We start from the raw sequence: 24,224 nt of genomic DNA, 5'->3' as shown, positions 1-24,224 counted from the left end.
ATGAATAAGAAACTGAGTCTCCATTCATTACATGGAAGTATCGCATTACTAGTACTATTGATTCTCGTTTTCATGCCATTGTTTTTTGTCCTGCTACGTGGCGTAATGCCAGAAGGGACATTCGAAGGACTAGCACCATTTCGTTTATTAGCGGACGAGCATTATTGGTCAATTCTATTAAATTCAATTTTATTAGGATTCGGAGTAGTTGTAGGGGCGTCTTTATTCGCTGCGCCCCTTGCTTTCTTTATGGCACGAACAGAGATGAAGAAGCATCGTTGGATTGATATTGTTCTCATCATTCCATTTATGACTCCACCATACATTGGGGCAATGGGATGGATTCTTTCTATGCAACCAAATGGCTATTCTGAACAGCTTTTTCCATTCCTATCTGTCATCACCCCTTATTTTTTTTCCTATTTCGGAATGGTACTGGTGATGAGCTTACACCTCTTCCCTTTTATTTATCTCATTATGAGAAATAATCTCGAAAATATTTCGGGGAGACTAGAAGAAGCAGGAATTGTCCACGGTGGTTCACTGATTAATCGATTAAGACGAATCATTATCCCACTCTTTTTATCAGGTTACAGTATGGGTGCCTTACTCGTTTTCGTCAAAACGATTGGGGAATTCGGCACACCGGTTACATTAGGAAATCGGATCGGCTATTACGTACTAACATCAGAAATTCATCGTTATACATCAATTTGGCCACTTGATTTCGGAAAAGCAGCAATCTTATCAACAATGCTCTTATCTGTTAGTATGCTTATCTGGTATGTCCAGCAATTGCTTGTCAATCGCCGCAACGACCAAGTTGTTACCGGAAAAGGACAAACACAAGCGATTACTAATTTAGGAAAAAAGAAAATATTAGCATGGCTCTACTTAGCCTTTGTTCTCTTCCTATCCATTGGCGTTCCGTATTTCTCCGTTGCTTCAACCGCTCTTTTAGATATACAAGGAAATGGACTAAGCTTTTCTAACTTAACGCTACGCCATTTCGTCGACTTATTCACCGGAAGTGGACGTGATGCTTTATGGAATAGTATTTGGCTTGCTGCCCTTGCTGCTACAATTAGTGCTAGCATCGGCATTTGGGTCGCTATACTTATTATGAAAAAGAAACAAGGGTTAAAAGAGAAAACGATGGATTTTCTCTCACTTGCCCCTAATACCGTTCCAGGAATTGTCGTTGTCGTTGGCCTAATTTTATTTTGGAATGCTTATTGGAACCCAGCACCGGTTTACAATACGTGGATGATGCTTGTCTTAGCGTACGTAATTTTGTACTTGCCCTTTACAGTGCAAAATATTAAAGCCGTCTACGGTCAGCTCGGAGATTCATTATTTCAAGCAGCAAAAATGAGCGGTGCTTCGTCCTTTTATATGATTCGTACAGTATTATTACCATTGCTTATCCCAGGCATATTAGCTGGTTGGATGATGACTTTTACAATTTCGATGCGAGAGCTTGTCGGTTCGCTTATTCTTAGACCACCGAACATGCACACATCAGCTACTTTTATTTATGCACAGTTCGAACAAGGAACACCTGCTTTAGGCATGGCGATGGCACTCGTATCGGTAGGGATGACAACGATTATTCTCATTATTATTGAGCAAATGAAGACACGCTCGCAAAACTACAAAACGTAATTTGCTAAGGGGGATATTGTTTGAAACTAACCTTTTTAGGTGGAGTGAACGAGTATGGGCGTTCTTGCTTCCACCTGCAAACAAAAGAGATCTCACTTCTAGTTGATTGTGGCATTATGAAAAATGAGCGGCACAAATCGAAGCGATATCCACTACTTACAAAAAAACTCGCTGAAAATCTTGATGCTGTTTCCTAACACATTCACACGAAGACCATACTGCGGCCCTGCCATATTTATTTGAGCTTGGCTTTAAAGGGAAAATATATTCTACATCAGCAACTATTGAACAGACGATTCAAGTACTCACATCATTAAAAACGAAAACAAAATATTTTGAAACGATTGATCACTTGTCAAGGAGAACTTGGATAACCCTTTTATTTGGAAGTGGAATTGAATTTCAATACGGTTATAGTGGACACACGCTCGGTTCTGTCTGGTACTTATTCCGGATAAATAAGGAGCAAATCTACTTTTCAGGTGATTACTCGACCGAATCACCTATCTTACTTACTGAACAACCGATTGTCGAAAAACCAATTGATATTGCTATTTTAGACGGTGCCTACGGCAAAGAAACACGTTCACAGCAATCTTATTTACACGAGATCTATGAAACGATTGAACAAGCACGAAAAATAAAGCGAAAAGTTCTCATTCATGGACCGATGTACGGAAAATTACAAGACTTGCTTATCTCTCTTTTAGAAAATAAACCTGATCTTTTTTCAGAAACGGTCATCAGTCAAGACATGAAAGCAAGTTTTGCAGCATATATAAACGCACCTGCAAACGTCAAAAAGAAAGCTCGTTTACATTTTAAAAGGTATTCTAACTTTGTTAAAACTGAATCACTAATAAACTGGCTTCGTATTAGCAAGTTTTCAATCGGACTATTTAGCGAACAAGAGGTACTTAAAAACTTCACCAAAACAGACAACTTACTTATCTTATGTACTGGACCTTTCTTACAAGACCTTGTTCACGTAGTAAACAAACATGATACAATCGATTACGAGCAAAAACGATATAAAGTCCATCCTTGTGTCAATGAATTGCACGAACAAATGAAACGTCTTCAACCAAAGAAAGTCATTTTCACTCATAATTCAAATGAACAGATGATTAGCTTACAAGAAACATTTACTGAACTAGGAGAAGACGTTGCATTAGTACAAGTAGGTGAAGTATTGGAAACGATCACCACAACCTGAATACGAGCATAACGGAACTGCCGAGTTTGAACTATACGACAAGCGTTATTTCGGGGAATAAGAAATGGAAATGGATATTTACATTCCAATCAATAAACGTACGGCATAATGAGAAAAGTACCATGCAGAAGGGAAATTTTTGCACGGTGCTTTTCTACTATATTTGACTAATTTGCTAACATTAAAAATGTAACAAAGGGAAACGACATAAATGCCCATTAAACCTAAAGACATCTTAGCAAGCCTAGTTTTAATTGAAAGGCCTTTTATTCCAACCTTAAATAGATTCAATAGAACAACAACTGCTAACATCGCAACAATTAATAGTTAAATTCTAATAATCAAATTCAATCGTCCTAGCAGTCCGCTTCGATGTTTCTTCATCAAATAATTTTCTCACAACATATAAAGCCATGTTAATCCCCGCTGAAATTCCTCCAGAAGTAATGACATTGCCTGCATCGACAAATTTAACGTCTCTAATTACTTCAATATTTGGAAAGCTAGTTGCAAAAAAATCTAACGCTACTCGGTTCGTTGTTGCCTTTTTCCCTTCTAAAAGACCAGCTTTTGCCACAAAGAATGCACCTGTACAAACTGAAGCAACTAATTTGTTCTGATGACTTGCAATCCAATTGATTATAGCTTTATTACGTCCAACTGCTTTGATCGCTTTCAGAGGACCACCAGGGATAATAACCAAATCAAATTCCGGGCAAATAGTGCAGCTAAAATCAGGTGTTACACTCAAACCATTATGTACGGAAATTTGTAAGCCATCATGGGAAACAGTACTCACTTTGAAAGGCTTATCTTCTAATTTATTTTTAAATAATCTTTTTACATCGCTATCCTTATACGTAGTCAAATTAAATACTTCATACGGACCAGCAAAATCTAAAGCATCAACATCACAATAAAATTCCAACACGATATGTAGTTAACATCATATCAACTCCTTTTATATACTATCCCCCTATAGTATATAAAAGCAAGCTTTACACCATCATTTGACATATAGGAAAATATATGTTACATTTATTCAATGCGTAAGAGATAATAAGAAATGAGATAAGATTAAACATAAGATTTATTGGCATTCTATATAAGAATTTTTTGCTTATTCACACTGGATTGGCTTCGGAGCCATTAGGATGTATGAGAGGTAGGGCTTACATTGTTTAGGTTTAAAGGTTAGAATGAAAGACGCGGCTATCTTACAAATGACTTACTAGTATTTTTACATTATCCAATATACGTAACATACATGTGGACAAGATGACGATCTTGTCCACATTTTCAATTACATACTAATTACTAAACGAAGACCACACCATTCCAAAGAATAGTGTGGTCAACAACACGAAGCATTATCTTTTAAATTTCGTTGTTGCTTCTACAGCTACCTTCCATCCCTCATATAAATCAGTTCTCGTCTCTTCATCCATTTCTGCTGTGAACGTACGATCAATCTTCCACTTCTTCGCAATCTCATTTCGGTCACTCCAGAAACCTACAGCTAAGCCTGCAAGGTAAGCAGCCCCAAGTGCTGTTGTTTCTTGCACTACAGGACGCTGTACCGGTACATTTAACATATCGCTTTGAAATTGCATTAAAAATTGATTCGCAACGGCCCCACCATCAACACGCAATGCCTTCAAGTCGATACGAGCATCAGCCTCCATCGCATTTAATACATCTTTCGTTTGATATGCTAGCGATTCTAAAGTCGCCCGAATGAAATGCTCCTTTTCTGTCCCACGTGTAATTCCAAACACTGCTCCACGAACTTCACTATCCCAGTACGGTGTACCAAGTCCAACAAACGCCGGAACAACATACACTCCTTCTGTGGAATCGACCTTAGTTGCATATGATTCACTATCTGCTGCTGATTTGAACATTCTCAGCCCATCACGAAGCCATTGAATTGCTGAACCAGCAACAAAAATACTCCCCTCAAGTGCATACTCTACTTTGCCATCAATCCCCCAAGCAATGGTTGTTAATAAGCCGTGATTCGATTTAACAGCTTTTTCCCCCGTCGTCATAAGCATAAAGCAGCCGGTTCCATACGTGTTTTTCGCCATTCCTGCTCATAGCACGCCTGCCCGAACAACGCTGCTTGCTGGTCTCCTGCCACGCCGCAATCGGAACTGTTTCGCCAAAGAAATGATAATCGACCGTATGAGTATATACCTCTGAAGATGGGCGAACTTCCGGGAGCATTGAAGCAGGTACTCCTAATATGTCTAAAAGCTCCTCATCCCATTTCAAATCATATATATTAAATAATAACGTCCTAGATGCATTAGTATAATCGGTTACGTGTGTCGTTCCTCCCGATAGCTTCCAAATAAGCCATGTATCAACCGTACCAAATAACAATCGACCTTGCTCTGCCTTTTTGCGGGCACCTTCCACATGATCTAACATCCATTTTACTTTTGTTCCAGAGAAATATGGATCTATTAATAGCCCTGTTTTTTCCCGAAACGTGTCATTTAATCCTTGCTCTCTTAATTCCTCACAAATATCCTCTGTTTGCCTTGATTGCCAAACGATTGCGTTATAAATCGGCTTTCCTGTTTCTTTATCCCAGACAATCGCTGTTTCACGTTGATTTGTTATCCCAATTGAAGCAATTTCCTTCGCTGAAATTTCAGCTTTCGTTAATACTTCAGCAATAACCGCTAAAATTGAGGACCAAATTTCATTAGCATTATGCTCTACCCAACCTGGCTTTGGAAATATTTGTGTGAATTCCTTTTGTGCAGTATGAACAATTTCCCCTTCTTTATTAAAAATAATCGCTCGTGAGCTTGTCGTACCTTGATCCAGTGCTAATACGTACTTTTTTTCCATCCCTTACCCCTCCTAATAATATTAAAGTGCTTGATCTTGTATTTGACTACTTGGCACAGTTGAATTAGCAGTTTTTCTATGATGATAAATTGAAATAAATAACACAATGAAAAACAGGGCTAGAAAAAGATACAGAGCTTGATAGATAATCCCTTCAAATGCCGCTGCATAAAACAATGCCCCTAATCCTCCACCAATAACTGGCCCTACAACAGGAATCCAAGCATATTGCCAATTGGAGCTCCCTTTTCCTGCAATCGGCCACAAAAAATGTGCGATTCTTGGTCCTAAATCACGAGCTGGATTAATAGCATAACCTGTTGTTCCCCCTAAAGATAAGCCAATGACAACGATGAGAAAGCCTACGATCAAAGGATTTAATCCTTGTGTAAACTCATTTGCTCCAATAAATAATATACCTAATACTAATATAAAAGTACCTAATACTTCACTAAAGAAATTTCCTGGTGTATGTTTGATCGCGGGATCGGTTGAAAAAACGGCTAATTTAGCACCTTGATCTTTCGTTGCTTTCCAATGCGGGAAATAATGTAGCCAAATTAACGTAGCACCAATAAAAGCTCCTAGTAGCTGAGCAACAATATATCCAGGTACTTGACCCCAAGCAAAATCACCAACAAGTGCTAAACCTACTGTGACCGCAGGATTCAAATGGGCACCACTTACTTCACCAACAGCATACACGCCCATTGCAACGCCTAACCCCCAAGCTAAGGAAATGACAATCCAACCAGCACTCTCTGATTTCGTCCCTTTTAAAACAACACCAGCGACAACTCCTCCACCGAACACAATTAAAATCATCGTTCCTATAAGTTCTCCTAAAAATGGTGACATAAAACCGATTCCCCTTCCCTGTTTTTTAGACAAAAAAGATCAACGAAATACGGCATCTAATATGAATACTAGACACATCGTTTCGTTGATCTCCAAGTCTCATCGAAATTACTATTAACTTAGTTTTAATTAAAACAGAAATTGTAAACGCTGTCAACGGGATTTTAAACCTATTTTAATTTTCCATTTAAACGTTGAAATTTACTTATTCTTGCAGCAACTCCCCTATATCGGTATGATACAAATGAATAGTATGATCACAAAGTTGGGGGAATTTAGTTGTTTCAATTAAAACAAGTACATGTAAACGGCATTCTAAAAATTGATTCGTTAACCATCGCTAAGCATAAAGTAACATGTATAACGGGACCTAGTGGAAGTGGCAAAACGACTTTATTACGATTATTAAATCATCTTAACAGTCCGACAAGCGGTACCATTTTCTATGAGGGAAGCAATGTACATGAGTTAAACCCAGTCGAGCTTAGACGTCAAATCGTGATGTTCCAGCAAACACCGATTATATTTGACGGCACGGTTCAGGATAACTTGTTAGTAGGTCGTCATTTTGCCGAAAAAGAAACGAATCTCAGCAAGGAAACATTGTCCAAGTATTTGCACCTTGTTCATCTCCAAACAGAGCTTGATAAAGACGCGACTCTTTTATCTGGTGGTGAAAAGCAGCGGTTATCGCTTGCACGAGTGCTTTTAATGGAGCCAACCGTTCTGCTCTTAGATGAGCCCACCTCTTCATTAGATGAAGAAACAGCCGAAATCGTTATGCAACGACTGATCAATCATGTTAATGAACAAGCGATCACCCTAATTATGATTACTCATTCCAATCACCTTGTCGAAACTGTCGCAGAAGAAGTGATAGACCTAACACCGTACAGTCTTGCCAATGTTAAAAAGGAGGACACTAAATGAATTCAGAAATGGATTTAATGTTTTGGCAAATTGTTAGTGCCTACCTTTTCATCCTCCTTTTACTATTGATTGTTAAAGTCAAAGGAATCAGACGTGAAAAAGAAATTATGATCTCTACAATTCGCATGACGTTACAGCTTATTTTAGTCGGTTATCTTCTTATATACATATTTGAAAATCCGAGTCCATTTGTGACAGTACTTATTTTCGCCATTATGTTAAGCTTTGCGACGCTGAATGTCTTTAGAAGAACGAAAATGGAAATAACCCGTTCGTTAAAAAAGTCGATCATCATCGCCATGATTTTTGGAATAACGTCCAGTCTACTTTATTTTATTTTTATCGTGTTAACGTTAGCCCCTTGGTATGATCCACAGTTTTTCATTCCAATCGCAGGAATGATTATTGGGAATTCAATGACTGGAATTACGCTTGGTGTCAATCATCTTCTAAATGGGATGCAGACGCAAAAAGATCAAGTTGAAGCCGCACTGATCCTTGGAGCGACACCTAAGCTAGCGACGAATAAGGTGATAAATCAAGCGTTTGATGCCGCACTGCTCCCGACGATTAATTCAATGGTCGGAATGGGGATCGTTTTCTTACCTGGTATGATGACAGGACAAATTCTATCTGGTGTGTCACCGCTCGTTGCTGTAAATTATCAAATTGCAATTATGCTCGGTATTGTCGGAAGTGTATCGTTATCTGTCATTACATTTCTCCAATTAGGATATAAAAACTTTTTTAATGAACGAAGTCAGTTAAAATAATATGCAAGCAAAAGTTTTTAGAGGTTACCTTCTTACGGTAACCTCTATTTATTCGTTCCACTGATGTTTAGAAAACATTTAAATAACTAAAGAAGATTTAAAAAGGCCGCTGACAATCGGCTAGATTATTGTATGATATCTAAAAGACTATAGAAAGTAGGGTGTTGTATGAAGCTATCTAGTATAGTAAGCGACGGTATGGTTCTTCAACGTCATTCACATATTAGTATTTCCGGAAGAACGACACCATCCAGACGCGTTTCTCTAACCTTTCTAAATCAAACTTATCAAACGATATCAGATCATTTTGGTAGCTGGTCAATTATTTTACAAGGCTTAGAACCAGGTGGCCCGTATCAAATGAAGATCACATCAGATGAAACGAAGTGGATCAATGACATTTTAATTGGCGATGTCTGGCTTCTTGGTGGCCAATCCAATATGGAGCTTCCCATTAAACGAACGTTAGATTTATTTTCTGAAGAAGTGAAAGCGGTTAACAATCCACACATTCGACAATTTAACGTACCGCTACAGTTTGATTTTCACAAACCTCATGAACTCTTAACCGGCGGCCGCTGGTGCTCAGCTATCGGAGTTGACGTCATGGATTTTAGTGCTGTTGGTTATTTTTTTGCTAACTATTTATACGAGAAATACGAGGTTCCCATCGGCCTTATTCAAACCTCTGTTGGCGGTACCCCTATTGAAGCGTGGATAAGTGAAAAAACATTGCGTGTACATGGTGGTTACGAGGCGGAAATAGAGCAGAATAAAGATAATAACTACGTTACTAGCACACAGCAACAAGATGAACAACGCCATAGGGATTGGTATAAGCAGTTAAATCGTCAGGATGTAGGACTACAAGGTAAACCATGTATAAAGAACAAATTGACACAAGCACTTGGCAAGACTTTGAGCTGCCAAACTCGTGGGAAAATAGTGAACTTAAGGCGGTTAGAGGAGCTGTCTGGTTTCGAAAGGAATTTGAGCTGCCAGCTACTATGTGTGTAGGAGAAGCGAAACTGAAGCTTGGAACGATTCTTGATGCGGACGATACATATGTAAATGGAATCTCTATCGGTTCAACAGGATACCGCTACCCTCCTAGACGTTACACGATTCCGAGCGGAGTTTTAAAACCAGGGAAAAATTCAATTACTGTTCGTGTTCTCAGTACTCAAACGACCGGAGCTTCGTCAAAGACATGCCCTATTCACTTATAGCAAATGGTCAGGAGCTAAGCTTAGAAGGAATTTGGAAATATAAAGTTGGAGCGATCACAGACACTCTAAAATCACCAATCTTCTTTCAATATAAACCAGCTGTTTATACAACGGCATGATTGCCCCGCTTCATAACATTAAATTGAAAGGTGTTCTATGGTACCAAGGGGAATCTAATACTGCCAAACCTCTCAGATACAGTCAACTGTTCACCACACTCGTAAATGATTGGCGGCATAACTTTAAGCAAGAGGATCTCCCATTTCTATTTACACAATTAGCCAATTTAGAAACGAATAACAATCATAATAATTGGGCAATTTTACGCGATGAACAGCGACGCTCCCTCAACGTCCCTCATACGGCAATGGCTGTCACAATCGACGTAGGTGAATATAACGACCTTCACCCACAAGATAAAAAAGCGTCGGGCAACGTCTTGCCTTATGTGCTCAACATACCGCTTACGGTGAAGAGATTGTTTATAGTGGACCTTTATACAAGAAAATGAAGCACATTGATCGGGCAATTGTCTTATCGTTTGACCACGTTGGCAGTGGCTTAATTGCAAAGGGTGGCACATTAAAAGGCTTCACGATTTGCGGTAATGACCAGACGTTTATCCCTGCTACTGCAACGATAAACGGAAATAAAGTGATCGTCCGACATGAGAAAATAATAGAACCACTGCATGTTCGCTACGCTTGGTCGGATAATCCTCATGATGCGAATCTTTATAATGTCGAAGGTTTACCCGCGTCTCCTTTTACAACGGAAAGTAATTGATGTTAAAGCCAGCACTCTAGCATATTAGTGCTGGCTGGCTTTTACTATGTCCCTATTAAGCCTTTATATCTGAGTGGAGTTATTTACAACTATTCTCAGATTTATTTACAGAGCATTATCAACCTTTCCAATCTTCCTTGAATTAGTGAAAGTAATATATATAGTTAGAACAATACAAAATAATAATATGATATGAAAAAGGGTATGAAACGTATTCGGAATAATACCATTTAATTCAGGAAGGAATGAGTGTGTATCTCCAAACATTTGACTATACCTTTCCGTTCTTTGCTCTGCACCGTAGCCAAAGAAATAAGGAATCCACCAGTCGAGCAATGCCCCGGCAAAGATACATATTTGATGAATAATCAACCAGAACTTTACCCAGATTGGATACCCTTTACCGATAAAAACTAATAAAAGTCCCATTAATAATAAAATTTGCAAAACACCAACTAGTGTAACAATTAAGATCTCATTAAATGAACGATCTTCAGCTATAGCTTGGACATCATTTAATGAACCTAGAGGTATCCAGTCTTGCATAATCATAAATAATAAAATCAAACTGAATCCTGCCAATAATACCTTCTCTGAAAACCGAATATCTCTTTTCACACCTTTTCCCTCCTTTGAATTATATCCTCATTTCCTACCACGTTTGATTGCAAGATAATCGTAAGTATGATCTCGAACAATAACGGAAATTATAGCATTTTTTGTACTAACAACACGAAATTTCCTGGGTAATACTTTAGAATTGCCTCATGGGCATTCTCCTAACGAATAATTCAATGATAAAAAACTTTAAAAATAGCAATACCTACAATTATCGTTACATTTACTCTTCTTACTTCTTTGGTAACCTAATCTAAAAGAATGTGCTCACTACTTTTTGCATGCAGTAAGCACATATTTTTTCCTTCTTTATAAAGTTTTTTCTATACTCTCAGCTGCTTTTCTTTTTTTTCGAGTAAAAAGTTTTCTCACCCCGCGCCCAATATCTTCAAACAACAAGTAAACAGAAGGAATGAGCACTAATGTTATGAATGTTGAAAATAGTAATCCACCAATTATCACTGTCGCCAATGGTGCTTGATATGCACTAGCACTACCTGTTGCAAGAGCAAGCGGTAGCATTCCGCCGACTGTTGTTAAAGTCGTCATAAAGATCGGACGTATCCGGTTCTTTCCTGCTTCTCTTACCGCTTCATTTACTGTGAATCCTTCCTTTCGTAGTTGCTTCGTTCGGTCTATTAATAGAATCGCATTATTAAGTACAACACCGATAAGCATTAATAAGCCTAATGCTGATAACACGCTCAATTCACGTTGTGTGATTAACAATGCCAGTATTGAACCAATCACTGTCATCGGAATAACAGACATAACAATAATCGGATGAATTAAACTATTAAATTGCACGGCCATCACGAAGTAGACGAGGAAAATGGAAATCGTCAAAACAATCAACAGATCCATCATCATTTCTTGCTGTAATTCAAGATCACCTGACATCGCAACCGAATAGCCATTAGGGGTATCAAAATCAGCAACAACCTGTTGAACATCGCGAGAAATCGCTCCTAAATCTCTTCCTTCCATCTCAGCTGATACCGTCAAATAACGCTCTCCATTGTCACGTCGAATTACCAAAGGAGTATGGATCGTCTCTAAGCTCATATAAGTTGATAACGACTCTGTACCATTCAGTGTCCCTATTTCGAACTCTTTTAGAGCCTTTTCGCTGTAAAGTTCAGCATCTAATTTAGCAACAACCGGTATCGTCCATCCATTATCAACAATTTCTCCTACTGGTATAGAAGAAAACGAACCATGCAGTTGGCCTAATATGTCTACAGATGTTAAATGATCCTCTTCTAAAGCACCTTCATCTAGCACTAACAAGCGCTCTTCACTCGTCTTGCCTATTGATGTAGTTACGTTTACTAACCCATCAATTTCTTCAAGCTCCCTAACTAAACCTTCTCCTACTTCTTGCAGCGTACCTAAATCATCTCCTTTTACCATTAACCGGATAGGAGCACCACCAACAGCATCCATTACCATTCCCACACTTTTTACAGGATACTCGTCTTCAAGCTCTCTTAATGCTTCATTGATTGCAACGTTAACCTCTTCCTGCTCTGTCGTAATCTCTTCATCCTTTGTCATATTAATAAGAACATAGATGAATGGATTTTCATCAAGAAATACACTTGTTACGACGTCTGGAACTTCCTCTAATCTTTCACTGGCTGCTTTTACGATTTCATCTCGTTCAGATGGAGTTAATCCAGTTTCAAGCTCAATGCCTACTTCTGCATAGCGATCATAGACATCTGGCATTAACGTAATAGGAACCTTTGTCGTTAAAACAATTGACCCAACAAATATGAGAAAGAATAAGAATATCATCGAATAGCGTCGTCGTTTCTTACCACTTAACCAACTTATTAAACGGCCATATCCCTCTATAATTCTGCTTTCCTTCTTCTTTTTATCCACCTCTCTTTTCAGCTTCAAAAAGTTTTCCGATAGAGATGGAATGAGACTAAAGGAAACAATGACTGAACTTACTAACGTTATGACAACAATCACACTTAAAATTAAAATGAATACACCAAAATCTCCACCAAATAACCCAACTGGAACAAACACAACAACAGTCGTTAACATTGATGCTAGAACAGCAGTCGCCACCTCACGAACACCTTTAATGACGGCATCCATTCCGACAAGTCCTTGTTCCTTCTTCCTATAAATAGACTCTAATATAACAATTGATGCGTCGACCATCATACCAATTCCGAGACCTAGACCGATCAGAGTTAGCATATTAAAGCTATAGCCCAACAACCACATTGTCGCAAACGTCAAAAGAATCGAGACAGGGATCGTCAACCCAACAATGGCTGTTGCACGAATATTTCTTAAAAACAACAGTAGAATAACGAGTGCAATCATACCACCGATGATGATATTTTGTGTCACCCCATCTAATGCGGAACTAACATAATCAGCCTCTGCCACAATTTCCGTAAATGAAAACGAAATCCCTTCATCTTTCATCACTTCAACTTCAGCACGAACAGCTTCAGCCATTTCCAATTGAGTATAATCATTTGCACGTCCTATTTCGATGAGAATAAAGTCCCGACTCCCATCCTTCCAAGCGAGTGAAGCGTGTTGATTTGCTTCCTCTGTTATTTGAGCAACCTCATTTAGTTTGATAGGACCATTCATTGTTGGAATCATCGTATCTTCCATTTCTTCTAACGTATGAAAGGCTGTATCCCAACGAAGCGAAGGTGCATTCTCTTCATCTGACAATTCCCCCAACGACATTGCCACATTTTCTTGTTGAAGAACTCCAATTACTTGATTCATATCAAGCCCATGTTCTAACAAATCGTCACGACTAAATTCAATAACATACTCCTTCTCCTCAATTCCACTTAACCGAACCTCTCTAACAGAAGGAAGTGCCTCAAGTCTTTTTTCACTTCATCACGAGCAAAAATGCTCAATTCGTCCATTGAACCATTAGATAGTTCCATGTAAAATTCAAATCCTTGAGCGGTGGACATCGGAAACACATCGATAAACTGGACTTCTGATAGCTGTGCCTCTAAACTACTTGCCCCCGCTTCGAGGTCACTTACAACTTCCTTCAAACGCCCTTCTTCAATTTCAACATAAACAGAACTACTTCCGGTCATGGAACTCGTCTGGAAGGATTTTACTCCATCAGTATTACTCAAAAGCTGCTCAAGCGGCTGAGTGACTCGTTCCTCTACATCTAATACAGGCATATCACCTGCATAAACCGATATAATAGCCATATCAAAATCAATACTCGGAATGAGCTCTTTATCAAGCTTGTTAATCGAATAAACCCCTACGATCAAAACGAATACAACCATTAAACCTATTAAAATCTTTTGCTCCAAAAACCTACGAAACAGTTTCATTAAAACCCCTCACTTTTCTTGTTTTAGCTCCACACCACATTTTCTCCTTAACTATACATGGAAAGATTATCCTAGCCGACGTTCTCCAGTCTGTTCCAATCTAAGTCTTGAGACTGATTTATTTATAAGACTTATAGATGACCTTACACGTTGCACCAAGTAAATCATCTTTCCTACACGAAAATAGTTATAATGGTGTTATACTGTATATATTAACATAAACAGTATAACACCAAAATTTCTATGTCAATAAATAAAGACCCTACACATAGGATCCAATGTTTTCAATTATGAATTAGGTTATATTTTTTTCTTTTGTGTCATTTTAACTAATGCTTATTTTAGGAGAGTGTTGTTTACATTTATTCTATGAATATTGCTTTTGCTAATTGAGAACATTTGTTCTATAATATATCTATGTATTTACGGAGGTGTAACCTATGAGACCTAATTTAACGAAAGAAATAAGTGTACAATGTTTCAAAGATTACTATTGGCTGAAGGAAGAATTACAACTATTTTGTAGAGAAAATGGAATAAGTACTTCTGGTTCAAAAATAGAAATTTCAAGTCGGATTGAACGATTTCTCCAAACAGGGGAAATTCAAAAACCTATAAGAAAGCGAAGAACAAAGCAGGTTGAACCTCAAGTAACTCTCAGTCTTGATACAGTTATTACGGAAAACCATCGATGTAGCCAACATGTAAGAGAATTCTTTAAGACAGTGATCCCGAATTTTCATTTCTCCACATATATTCAAAACTACTTTAAAAACAATGTCGGAAAAAGCTATCGGGATGTAGTCGATGCTTGGTATGAGGAGGACAAACGAAAGAAACACCCTTCGTACAAGAAAAAGATTGGGCCACAATTTGAATACAATCAATTCATTCGTGATTTTTTGCTGATCCGAATAATCAAGGAACCAGTCGTGAAAAAGCGATTGAAGCTTGGAATAATATTAAGAGACTTCCAGGAAGTAATAAATATACACCTGCTAAGTAGCTCTAATCTAAACCTTCTTTCAAATCACCCTTTACTAAACAGAAAACAAGCATAACCCCGTTCTAAAATTAGAACGGGGTTATGCTATAGCTTTTTATTTTCGATATTCATACCAATATTTTAGGTCCACTTTCTGAATACTTCAATTCAACGTGTGCAGGTCTATTTTCCAACACAATGGAAAATAACGCCATTTTATCTGTAGAAATTATTCTCCTCTGGAAATCTTTTCGTTGACATAAATGTCCTTACTCAATTGCTTTTTTAGTCAGAGTAAATATTAGCCCACCAAAAAACATCAATACTGCCATAGCTAAAAATCCTACAGCCGGGTTAAATAGGTCCATAAAAATTCCTATAGCTGAAGCTGAGATCGTCTGCAGCAAAAATGAGATAGCCATCCACACTGACATCGCTCTGCCCATAAAATGCTTAGGAATCATTTGCATTAATTTCGTATTCATGACAATCCTTATTGTTGAATTGGATAACCCAATAAACAAACTGCCTGCATATAAAGCTAAAATTAGATGGTTAAACACTAAAGAAAACAATACAGCAACAGCAATTCCAAAAAACATTAGAATGACTTTATTCGTTCGAAGTTTGGCAACCAATGGTGCTGCAAGAAATCCTGATAATAATCCTCCAACTCCATAGAACATATCAGAAATGCCAAATATAATCGCATCAGCTTTTAACGTATCACTTACATAACTCGGTAAAACAACGTTAAATATCATAGTAGCTACTAACGGAATGACAGGGACGACTCCCAGAAAGAAGAGCTTTGAATTACCAAACAGAAAATTCATCCCATTCTTTAATGCATTTATAAACGGCTCTTTTTTATCTGGAATTGGAATGGCATTGTATCGAACGTTTGAAAGAAAGAAGCTGCTAATCATGAAAACTGAAGCATTTATTACTAAAATGATCTCAAATCCCCAAAACTGATATAAAAATCCGGAAGCACCACCAGCTAGGAACATCCCTACTTGTAAGCTAACTTCCACTAATGAGTTGCCTTTTATTAGTTCTTTCTCAGTTAGCAATTCCTGAATCAGGCTTCTTGATGCTGACATATAGACAGCCCATCCGATTCCATTTATAGCGAAAAACATATACATATAGATCAAATTAAACCCATTTAGAAAAATTAACACAGTAATAGCAAATATCACCATTGCCCTTATCCAGTAAGTCCATTGAATAACCTTTCTCCTTTGAAAACGATCAATAAATCCTCCCATAACAAGCGAGGCAAGAAACCCTGCAATCACATTAATCGACAACATAAACCCTACGATACTCGCTGCACCTGTTTGTTCTAAAATAAACCAGTTGGCACCTATAGTAGCCATTCCAACACCAAATCCTGAAATAATATCTGATAAGAAGAAGTATCTGAAATGACGATGCTTAAGCAAATTCATAATCATATACTCTCTCCTAAATGAATAAGGAGTTTTTGTAAGTGGCGTTGGACCCTCTCAACGTAATCTTCCCCGTTAATTATCAACAATTTCTTCATCTAGTACCTCCTTGAATAATCAGTAAATTAAGGTTACACTATTTCTTGAAATCGTTACAGATGATTATCCCGATCAAAAGAATCGTTTTTTTCGATCGATATGAAGGAGTTAAAAATGGAAATTAAACATCTTCAAACATTTCTAGTTGCATGTGATACATTAAATTTCACAATAACTGCAGAGAAACTTCAATATGCTCAATCCAGTGTTACAGCTCAAATAAAGAATTTAGAAAACGAATTGAACCTCCAACTTTTTGAACGACTAGGAAGAAAACTCATCCTCACTCATTCCGGAGAGCGATTAAGACAATATGCCACAAAGATTGTCCATCTAGAAGAGGAAGCCAGAAACGCCTTGACCACTGATCATGATAGTGGAACCTTATTATCGGTGCACAAGAAAGCCAATGTACCTACCGTTTGCCAAATTTACTACGGGACTTCAAACTGAAATACCCATCTATTCAACTCATTTTTAAAGCAGCTCATTCAGATGAAATGGCCACTAAGAGTTTAATCGAAGGGGATATTGATTTAGCATTTATAATGGATAGCAAAATAATTAACCCCTACCTTCAATCGACACCTTTAATTCAAGAAAGGTTAATCTTAATTAGCTCACCTAATCATTCCTTATCTGCAAAAAAAACAGTTACCCCTGAAGACTTAGTAACTGAAACAATTCTATATACGGAGAGTGGCTGTTCCTATCGAACTTCTTTTGAAGAAATTCTTTCCTTTTATAAGGTCACTCCCAAAACCACACTGGAATTTGTTAGCTTAGAAGCCATAAAAAAATGCGTAATCTCGAATTTGGGCATTGCCGTTCTGCCAGAAATGGTCGTTGAAAAAGAATTAATAGAAGGTGAATTGTTAGAGGTGAATTTCGAGGTTGAAATGCCCATCCTTATAACACAAATGGCATTGCATAAAGACAAATGGATAACCCCCCATTTGGCTGATTTTATGTCTATGACAAAGGAGTATTTTAAATAACATTCATGGGTAAAGAGGGGAATCATTTACTGCTTTTCCTCGTCCTCTTTACCTTAAATTCAGTTATAGTATCACACATTCCCTCTATTATCTGTGTACTGTAAATTAACGTTAGTGAATCTATTGCTCCACAAATGGTGCACTTCGGCTTAAAACTCTACAGAAAAGTGGTTCACTTCATTTGCATCTAATGCTTATTAAGGGAAACCATTTCGTAAGAGTTTTAAAATTAGCCATACCTTAGAGGGGCTTACTACTCGAGAATTAGGATATATCCAGCCATAGGTTTGGATGTTTCAAAGGGTGAAAGTCAGGTTCAAGCAATCCTTGTTGATCTTCTAAAACTATTAGATCGTTACCTTAATAACCTTTTTTGAAAGATTTTATCAATGTTATCTCGGTCATAATCTAATATCCAATCATTGTATTCTTCATAAAATTCTCGAATTGAATCGGGTGAGGTAGCCAATAAATCACAACCTCTATCATCATATCCGTGAAAAATAGTATCCTTGGTGACCATCCAAACACATACATCGACAATCGTTGATTATTTTCATGTGAGTGCAGAGGCTCATACGATGGATCATATTATTGCATACTTGGGCAAAGAGTCAGGTTCGGATATTTACAAAGTGTATGATCCTGAATCGAACGATATGATCTATGTTCATGATGGCTTAACGTCGGAGGCTCTGTTAGATAAGTTAGCGAATGTAGATTTATTTGGTGCAGTAGGCGGAACTGGACGAACCAATCGCTCAGGTGGACAGGAAATCTATGTGAATATTTCCTCTGCGATTCGGATTTTCCAAAAAGGGAAAGAGATTTGTGCGAACTTATTAATGGAATTGACGCGCATGCAGCAGTCGTATGAACGGGAAGTACTAGGTGATGATGAGCGAAGGAAGCGGCGTTTGCGTCAGCAGATTCATCAAATGGAGCAGAACCGAATTTGTATCATAGACAATTCTTCGGGAAAGCGATACAGGTCTACTACGAAGGATTTCTGTACAAGAGTTTATTCCGGCTTTGCCACAAACGATCACAGACTCTTTAGAAGAATTCTTTCACCAATATCGAAAAGACTTAAGTCAAACGACGACATTGATTGAAGAAATGAGAGTAGCCATCGAGACGTTGTTTGAACATGATGAACATATTTCGAACATTTTTAAATATGCATAGAGAAGGTGAAAACCATCATGATTAAAACGATGAAAGTGAATGTACCTTTCATAGCTTTGAAGATTTGTCCTACAAAGCGGGCCCCTTTCAACGGCAATTGTTACGAATGAGAACCGAGCACCAAGAGCTCAAACGCTTCATTCAAGGGGAATTAAAACAATCGGAAGGAGCTGTCATTGAAGGAATGCTAGGTGCGATGAATCGCCAGCACGCCAGTACGATTGATATGATTGATACATATTATGAGTTGATTGGCCAGGGTATGTCGGACTATTCAGAATATATGAACCGAATGCGAAGACAAGATGTACACGTGTATTACGAGTTAGTGAATCAAGCACTTCAGTAGACGTGTAAGGAGATGAGAGAGTTCCGACACGTAGCCTTCGAAACATCGTAGTTTGATCATTACACCACTCGAAATCGAAAAATCCCATCTTTCAACGACCATAAAAACTCATATATATCGGGAAAGTTATCTTCGGAAGAGGTTTATAATCTTTTGAAAAAATAGCTTTATGAAGTTATCTAATTATTTCTCAACAGGCGTTGAGCCTCTAAGAGGTCAACGCTCCACTATTAAATTCTTTCAGGATAGAGTGTAACGGGGACAATCGTTAATTTCTTTTGCCGCATAAGAAAAAACACCTCCTTTAATTGATACGTGTATCGTACCATGAAGTGCTATTTGAATATGGGCTTACTACGTTCCTTAGTAAAATGAAAGTAGAGTACTGTTGTACACAATAAATAATAGTCCCACCACAACGAGGGACACACCTATATCTTCACCCAAACTCCTTAGCATGCTACACCTACAATAAAGATTCTAAGATTGCACGACCCTTAAGCGTTAACACGGGTGATTGTATACTCTTCTTCTTTGATATCATTTTTGTATATCTCAATGTATTTGTCCTTATTTTCATACAAAAATAAAAATAAAACTATTTCCCCTATGATAAAGAATATTGAACCTAAAACAATTCCTCCAATTACAACGAACCAACTAATACTAGAGGCAAATATATACCAACTAATAATAGTAATAACACTTAGTACAATATGAACAATCGCTGCCATAGTAGAGTGTGTTGCAAACATACCTGTCTTCTTAATCAATATAGAACCGTACAAAATTCCAAGATATGCTGCTAAAAACATATTCATTAAAAAAAGCACGATAGCAAGTACAAGCACAATCATTTCTCCTCTCTAGTTCTAGTGATACCTTTTCAAGGCCATAGTTTATCTTTACGTATCACAACTAGAGACAATCACCAAAAAATGAAAATAATTGACTGTGAAACGATCTTTTATTCGCAACCCACCCTTGATGACAAATTTCATAGCCATAGTGAACCACTTTTATTTAAACAATGGTACAGTTCAAACGACAAGCGAGCTTTTTCTAAGTTATGCATCATACTTTTAATTTCTAAACCTTTCGTTACATTTGTAAAGTACAAATTCCTCTTTAATAGAATTTACTACGTGGCTGGACACAGTACGTATTGGAGACACACCAGCTTCCCCGTGGAAAGTGAAGGATATTTCAGGAGTGGTGTATGAACACATCATCCATTTGTTCGTATTTACATTTAGTTAATATAGCATAGTAGTTTTAATCCTTAAATGTCCCTGTTGATTTTATCAAATAAAAGACACACAGGAGAATATGTGTGTCCAATCTTTCATTAAATTATTAATGAACAACCCCCACACCCGAATATTGTTCTACTGCTAGTCTTGCATCATTTGCAGATTGAGCATTAAATTCATACGGTGGAACAAAATTCGTCGTTGAAGACAGATGACTGTGAGGGGTATTTATAAATTGATTGCCCTTTAAGTTCCAATAACCTGTTTGACTGCTTCCATAAAACCAACCAACTGCTGTTTTAATCTGACCTGTTGTAGGGTCAATTTGACCGGAGCCAACATTGTCAAAATAATTATTTTCGACAAACACTCTAGCCCCCATCCGACTATTAATCGCTGTATCTTGAATATCTTTAAAATAATTGTTAACCATATGCACATCTGCGAATCGTATTAAAGGAACTCTAGAATTAAGGTTGTGGAATAAATTATGATGGTAGGTAATTTTATCAGGTGCTAAAGAGGCATTATCTGTATGACCAACGAGCATCGTTTTCCAATGGTTCTCGAAACGATTCCAAGAAACTGTAATGTACTCGGAATTTCGTTTGATATCGACAAGACCGTCATACAAATCACGATCATCGTTTCCATCAAGCTCACTGTAGAATTCATTGTGGTCGATCCAAATATTTTTACTTCCTTCTGTAATTTCAATTGCTGTTCCTTCTCCAGATCTTGCCAAGACATGATGGATCGATAAGTTTTGAACAATGATGTTGTGAGCATTAATTAAACGGAGGCCGATACCATCAAATTCACCGCTTGTCCCTTGTCCAATAATAGAGAGATTACGAATTTCATGTGCCTGACCGCGATGATTTTTCACTTCAATTTTATCAGTAGAGGAATTTTGGAGTGTAATAGTATTTGTAACATAAATGGTTAGAGGTTCGTCTGGATTGCTACTTCGACTTCTTTCATTGATAATTTGTTGTAGTTCAGCACCTGTACTAGCGTATGCCACTCGGCCACCTTGTCCACCCGTCGTACCGCCATTCATAGACGCATACCCTAGAGGAGCACTAAAATCGGGACTTTGTCCTGAACTAGCCTCGACAATCGTCCAAAGCTGATTTGGGTTCCCGGAGTCATGCCATTGTACGACATTCGCTCCATTGTCTGTTGAATGTTCAAATACTTCAAGTGCTTTACCGCTATGTCTACTAATTAACTTGAAGGAACCGCCAACTTGTTCAATACGCCATTGTTGATTACTTAAACCATTTCGATCCCATTGAACGATATTCCCTCCATCAACTAATGAACGTTCAAATACATCTAAAGCTTTTCCACTATGACGATTGATTAATTCAAAATAGCCATCACTATTTTCTACCAATCTCCATTGCTGACAAAAGCAATTCGTATTTTCCCATTGTTGAACGTTTGCTCCATTATCCGTTAAAGCATCCTCTACCTCTAAATACTTTCCACTATTTTCATTCAATAAATGGTAGTACGTATTATCTTGGAACGACGACGCATCAGCAGTTTGATAACCAATCGTTAAGAGAGAAACAACGAACCCGAGTACAATAAACAAGTTAATTCCTTTTCTCATCTTCATCCTTCCTTTCCCATTTAGTTAGAACAAAATAACTCCAAGGTTCACCTCCTTGGTAAAGTGATAGAAAACGCTTACATCTAAAGGATAACAGATAATAGACAAATTTAGTATAGTTATATGTTACTATTTCCCATAATAGTTTTATTACTGGTATTATATTGATAGAATTTTTTATTACGTTTATAGAAAATCTCCTCTTGAAACTGACGTAACGTCATTTTATATAATGATAGAAACGTACTTAATTACAAGGAGGGATGAACGATCATTTCAATAAAAGATGTCGCAAAACAAACAGGTGTGACAGTCCGAACGTTACGCCACTATGATAACATCGGTTTACTTAAGCCAGCTGGTAAAACAGAGGGCGGCCATCGTCTTTATGGTGAAGAAGAAATCAAGAAGTTACAACAAATTCAATTTTTAAAAACATTGCGATTTTCTCTAAATGAGATTGAAGACATGTTATCCAAAGAAAATAACGATTGGTATCACAGTCTTAAAAGTCAACTGACCTTCGTATTAGATGAAAAGAAGAAATTAAAATATATGGAACAACTACTACGTGGTTTAATGAATGAGTTCACTTTAGATGGAAAAAACGATGTAATCCAAATGCAGAAACTCATTAGATTGTATGAGGATAATAAAGAGCAGCAACAGACATTTTTACGTAAACAATTTAATCTCCAGGAACAAGAGCTTGTAGACCTTTTACCGAACGTTAATAGTGGTGACCCCGATTCACTTGAATGGGTCGCTTTGCTTGCTCAGATTAAAAGACATATACCTAAAGGGATTAAAGCAATTGAAGTACAACGGATTATCCGTAGAATTCTTGAAAAGGAGCAGGAACAATTTGGTGGAGACGAATCATTTTCTGAAAAGGTGTGGGAAATTAGAAAATCTAAAGAACAATCAGAAAAAGCGGGGTTTTATCCAATAGAACCTGAAGTTATTGAATTTATAGAAGCTGCAACGAACTACTATCTTAATCAAAATTAATCCAAACGACATCGAGGAGGATAACATGGACTTTTTCCTAGAATACCAATGGGAGCTATTTGTCGCTGCCGAAGTACTTTCTCTTATTTCACTCTTATTATTTGGTTATTTCCGCTATTTTCTCGGAAAGCCACTAACCAGTACCCTTTTTATTTTTCGCTTTTTTAGGCTTTCTAATTCTCGAAGTCTTACTAGGTTTATATTTATATGAAAAACAGGTGAGTTCTCTACGATCCTACTTGTTATTACTATTTTTATCATCTATGCCTGTACGTTTGGAATCTTTGATTTTATTCGATTAGATCGTTGGATGCGTCAGAAAATTGGTCGCTTTCGCGGCGTCGAGCTTTTAACAGCAAAAGACTATGAAATTATCGAACGAAACAAAAATCCAAAAATACATTGCAAAAAAATATCGCGTTAGTGCTTTCATTCATTTAATCGTCTTTGTTACAGTGCAAGCATTATTTTGGAGCATTGGAACATCTGGGACCGAAGAAATGCTCTTGTACGTTACAGATTTATCTTGGATTGAAGCCGGTTCGGCAACGCACTCTCCATATGCAAATGAAACAATGTACGGGATCGGAATGATTTGGGCAATTGTGTTTATCGTAGATTTCATCTACTCTATTTCGTATACACTTTTTCCGAATGAGAAAAATTAAATAGGTAGAGGAGGATTGAGTTGACATAGAAAGACAGCTCCATCCTCTATTATTACCACTATTGAAGACGCTAATTTCAAAAGGTTGCATTTCACGGTTTGGTCGCTTCTCCTTCCAAACTTGCACCTATTACTGGTTTGATGCAGGTTTCACCGCTTTTCCCTTCCAAACTTGCACCTATTTCCGGTTTGATGCAGGTTTGGCCACTTTTTTCTTCCAAACCTGCACCTATTTCCGGTTTGATGCAGGTTTCACCGCTTTTTCCTTCCAAACCTGCACCTATTTCCGGTTTGATG

The 24,224-nt window shown here is 37.6% G+C and carries 21 protein-coding genes and 5 pseudogenes; 16 read left to right on the top strand and 10 right to left on the bottom strand.

The features are described 5' to 3' along the window. From JCM19034_RS18825 to JCM19034_RS18820, 3 genes are read left to right on the top strand one after another with little or no spacing between them, the layout of a single operon-like run. A complete protein-coding gene (locus tag JCM19034_RS18825) occupies nucleotides 1–1,665 on the top strand; it encodes an iron ABC transporter permease (RefSeq protein ID WP_062052208.1) in 1,665 nt (554 codons plus the stop codon). Nucleotides 1,666–1,685: 20 nt separating this feature from the next. After that, entirely contained in the window at nucleotides 1,686–1,862 is a 177-nt protein-coding gene (locus JCM19034_RS22040; protein ID WP_156324066.1) for a hypothetical protein, read from the top strand. Nucleotides 1,863–1,891: 29 nt separating this feature from the next. Then, the gene (locus JCM19034_RS18820) at nucleotides 1,892–2,881 is read left to right on the top strand and encodes a hypothetical protein (RefSeq protein ID WP_082394247.1); all 990 of its coding nucleotides are present in this window, start codon (nucleotides 1,892–1,894) and stop codon (nucleotides 2,879–2,881) included. Between the two features lie 334 nt (nucleotides 2,882–3,215). Here the strand turns inward: JCM19034_RS18820 and JCM19034_RS18815 are convergent, their stop codons facing one another. The 3 genes and pseudogenes from JCM19034_RS18815 to JCM19034_RS18805 all read right to left on the bottom strand — a co-directional run bounded on the left by JCM19034_RS18815 (nucleotide 3,216) and on the right by JCM19034_RS18805 (nucleotide 6,604). Continuing rightward, complete coding sequence (locus tag JCM19034_RS18815; RefSeq protein ID WP_231687042.1) at nucleotides 3,216–3,812, bottom strand: DJ-1/PfpI family protein; 597 nt, start codon at nucleotides 3,810–3,812, stop codon at nucleotides 3,216–3,218. A gap of 439 nt (nucleotides 3,813–4,251) precedes the next feature. After that, nucleotides 4,252–5,746, bottom strand: a pseudogene (gene glpK, locus JCM19034_RS18810) (glycerol kinase GlpK). A 21-nt stretch (nucleotides 5,747–5,767) separates the two neighbouring features. After that, a complete protein-coding gene (locus JCM19034_RS18805) occupies nucleotides 5,768–6,604 on the bottom strand; it encodes an MIP/aquaporin family protein (protein WP_062052202.1) in 837 nt (278 codons plus the stop codon). A 279-nt stretch (nucleotides 6,605–6,883) separates the two neighbouring features. Between JCM19034_RS18805 and JCM19034_RS18800 the strand changes: the two genes are divergently transcribed. The 7 genes from JCM19034_RS18800 (at nucleotide 6,884) to JCM19034_RS23605 (ending at nucleotide 10,322) form a co-directional block, all read left to right on the top strand. Next, entirely contained in the window at nucleotides 6,884–7,534 is a 651-nt protein-coding gene (locus JCM19034_RS18800; RefSeq protein WP_062052200.1) for an ATP-binding cassette domain-containing protein, read from the top strand. Next, nucleotides 7,531–8,307, top strand: a complete 777-nt coding sequence (gene fetB / locus JCM19034_RS18795) for an iron export ABC transporter permease subunit FetB (RefSeq protein ID WP_062052198.1) — start codon at nucleotides 7,531–7,533, stop codon at nucleotides 8,305–8,307. The genes JCM19034_RS18800 and fetB overlap by 4 nt, the downstream gene beginning before the upstream one ends. Before the next feature lie 168 nt (nucleotides 8,308–8,475). Further along, entirely contained in the window at nucleotides 8,476–9,324 is an 849-nt protein-coding gene (locus JCM19034_RS23625) for a sialate O-acetylesterase (RefSeq protein ID WP_062052196.1), read from the top strand. Then, nucleotides 9,231–9,536 carry a sugar-binding domain-containing protein gene (locus JCM19034_RS23620; protein ID WP_231687045.1) on the top strand — a complete coding sequence of 102 codons (306 nt, stop codon included), beginning with the start codon at nucleotides 9,231–9,233 and terminating at the stop codon, nucleotides 9,534–9,536. The genes JCM19034_RS23625 and JCM19034_RS23620 overlap by 94 nt, the downstream gene beginning before the upstream one ends. Next, nucleotides 9,518–9,655 (top strand): hypothetical protein, encoded by a 138-nt coding sequence (locus JCM19034_RS23615; RefSeq protein WP_231687041.1) that lies wholly within the window; start codon nucleotides 9,518–9,520, stop codon nucleotides 9,653–9,655. Before JCM19034_RS23620 ends, JCM19034_RS23615 begins: the two co-directional genes overlap by 19 nt. Further along, entirely contained in the window at nucleotides 9,652–10,047 is a 396-nt protein-coding gene (locus JCM19034_RS23610; RefSeq protein ID WP_062052192.1) for a sialate O-acetylesterase, read from the top strand. The genes JCM19034_RS23615 and JCM19034_RS23610 overlap by 4 nt, the downstream gene beginning before the upstream one ends. Continuing rightward, complete coding sequence (locus JCM19034_RS23605; RefSeq protein ID WP_062052190.1) at nucleotides 10,044–10,322, top strand: hypothetical protein; 279 nt, start codon at nucleotides 10,044–10,046, stop codon at nucleotides 10,320–10,322. The genes JCM19034_RS23610 and JCM19034_RS23605 overlap by 4 nt, the downstream gene beginning before the upstream one ends. 105 nt (nucleotides 10,323–10,427) lie before the next feature. Here JCM19034_RS23605 and JCM19034_RS18770 read toward each other — a convergent pair whose 3' ends face one another. Continuing rightward, nucleotides 10,428–10,940 (bottom strand): hypothetical protein, encoded by a 513-nt coding sequence (locus JCM19034_RS18770; protein ID WP_062052187.1) that lies wholly within the window; start codon nucleotides 10,938–10,940, stop codon nucleotides 10,428–10,430. 309 nt (nucleotides 10,941–11,249) lie between these two features. Beyond that, a pseudogene (locus tag JCM19034_RS18765) lies at nucleotides 11,250–14,248 on the bottom strand (efflux RND transporter permease subunit). A 488-nt stretch (nucleotides 14,249–14,736) separates the two neighbouring features. On the opposite strand from JCM19034_RS18765, the pseudogene JCM19034_RS18755 reads away from it, so the two are divergent. Continuing rightward, nucleotides 14,737–15,302: pseudogene (locus tag JCM19034_RS18755) on the top strand (DUF6434 domain-containing protein). A 248-nt stretch (nucleotides 15,303–15,550) separates the two neighbouring features. On the opposite strand, the gene JCM19034_RS18750 reads toward JCM19034_RS18755, so the two are convergent. Beyond that, complete coding sequence (locus tag JCM19034_RS18750; RefSeq protein ID WP_062052181.1) at nucleotides 15,551–16,744, bottom strand: MFS transporter; 1,194 nt, start codon at nucleotides 16,742–16,744, stop codon at nucleotides 15,551–15,553. A 207-nt stretch (nucleotides 16,745–16,951) separates the two neighbouring features. On the opposite strand from JCM19034_RS18750, the pseudogene JCM19034_RS18745 reads away from it, so the two are divergent. After that, nucleotides 16,952–17,835: pseudogene (locus JCM19034_RS18745) on the top strand (LysR family transcriptional regulator). A 355-nt stretch (nucleotides 17,836–18,190) separates the two neighbouring features. On the opposite strand, the pseudogene JCM19034_RS21305 reads toward JCM19034_RS18745, so the two are convergent. Beyond that, nucleotides 18,191–18,355, bottom strand: a pseudogene (locus tag JCM19034_RS21305) (DUF3885 domain-containing protein); the annotation flags it as partial. Between JCM19034_RS21305 and JCM19034_RS18740 the strand changes: the two are divergent. Further along, nucleotides 18,351–18,950, top strand: coding sequence for a hypothetical protein (locus tag JCM19034_RS18740; RefSeq protein ID WP_156324065.1), 600 nt, complete (start codon nucleotides 18,351–18,353; stop codon nucleotides 18,948–18,950). The pseudogene JCM19034_RS21305 and the gene JCM19034_RS18740 sit on opposite strands and share 5 nt — an antisense overlap. 137 nt (nucleotides 18,951–19,087) lie before the next feature. Next, the gene (locus JCM19034_RS18735) at nucleotides 19,088–19,372 is read left to right on the top strand and encodes a hypothetical protein (RefSeq protein WP_156324064.1); all 285 of its coding nucleotides are present in this window, start codon (nucleotides 19,088–19,090) and stop codon (nucleotides 19,370–19,372) included. Between the two features lie 497 nt (nucleotides 19,373–19,869). Here JCM19034_RS18735 and JCM19034_RS18730 read toward each other — a convergent pair whose 3' ends face one another. Both JCM19034_RS18730 and JCM19034_RS18725 read right to left on the bottom strand, forming a co-directional pair. After that, nucleotides 19,870–20,223, bottom strand: a complete 354-nt coding sequence (locus tag JCM19034_RS18730) for a hypothetical protein (protein WP_062052176.1) — start codon at nucleotides 20,221–20,223, stop codon at nucleotides 19,870–19,872. 505 nt (nucleotides 20,224–20,728) lie between these two features. Next, entirely contained in the window at nucleotides 20,729–22,249 is a 1,521-nt protein-coding gene (locus JCM19034_RS18725; RefSeq protein ID WP_062052174.1) for an RICIN domain-containing protein, read from the bottom strand. Nucleotides 22,250–22,519: 270 nt separating this feature from the next. Between JCM19034_RS18725 and JCM19034_RS18720 the strand changes: the two genes are divergently transcribed. Next, entirely contained in the window at nucleotides 22,520–23,260 is a 741-nt protein-coding gene (locus JCM19034_RS18720; protein WP_062052172.1) for a MerR family transcriptional regulator, read from the top strand. Nucleotides 23,261–23,625: 365 nt separating this feature from the next. After that, entirely contained in the window at nucleotides 23,626–23,928 is a 303-nt protein-coding gene (locus JCM19034_RS25370; protein ID WP_370622234.1) for a hypothetical protein, read from the top strand. A 91-nt stretch (nucleotides 23,929–24,019) separates the two neighbouring features. Here JCM19034_RS25370 and JCM19034_RS22470 read toward each other — a convergent pair. Beyond that, nucleotides 24,020–24,224, bottom strand: a 205-nt coding sequence (locus JCM19034_RS22470; RefSeq protein WP_197276453.1) for a hypothetical protein, incomplete at its 5' end; no start/stop codon positions are given.

It is taken from the genome of Bacillus sp. JCM 19034, assembly GCF_001310635.1.
GTDB lineage: Bacteria > Bacillota > Bacilli > Bacillales > Bacillaceae_D > Halalkalibacter.
The sequence above is the reverse complement of the archived record's forward strand: the minus strand, read 5'-3'. Positions and strand labels throughout refer to the sequence as shown.

Bases quoted from the DNA above. Each gene is read 5' to 3' on its own strand.
- JCM19034_RS18825 (WP_062052208.1), top strand. From the start codon at position 1: ATGAATAAGAAACTGAGTCTCCATTCATTACATGGAAGTATCGCATTA.
- JCM19034_RS18805 (WP_062052202.1), bottom strand. From the start codon at position 6,604: ATGTCACCATTTTTAGGAGAACTTATAGGAACGATGATTTTAATTGTG.
- fetB (WP_062052198.1), top strand. From the start codon at position 7,531: ATGAATTCAGAAATGGATTTAATGTTTTGGCAAATTGTTAGTGCCTAC.
- JCM19034_RS23625 (WP_062052196.1), top strand. From the start codon at position 8,476: ATGAAGCTATCTAGTATAGTAAGCGACGGTATGGTTCTTCAACGTCAT.
- JCM19034_RS23615 (WP_231687041.1), top strand. From the start codon at position 9,518: ATGCCCTATTCACTTATAGCAAATGGTCAGGAGCTAAGCTTAGAAGGA.
- JCM19034_RS23610 (WP_062052192.1), top strand. From the start codon at position 9,652: ATGATTGCCCCGCTTCATAACATTAAATTGAAAGGTGTTCTATGGTAC.
- JCM19034_RS23605 (WP_062052190.1), top strand. From the start codon at position 10,044: ATGAAGCACATTGATCGGGCAATTGTCTTATCGTTTGACCACGTTGGC.
- JCM19034_RS18750 (WP_062052181.1), bottom strand. From the start codon at position 16,744: ATGATTATGAATTTGCTTAAGCATCGTCATTTCAGATACTTCTTCTTA.
- JCM19034_RS18725 (WP_062052174.1), bottom strand. From the start codon at position 22,249: ATGAGAAAAGGAATTAACTTGTTTATTGTACTCGGGTTCGTTGTTTCT.
- JCM19034_RS25370 (WP_370622234.1), top strand. From the start codon at position 23,626: ATGAAATTATCGAACGAAACAAAAATCCAAAAATACATTGCAAAAAAA.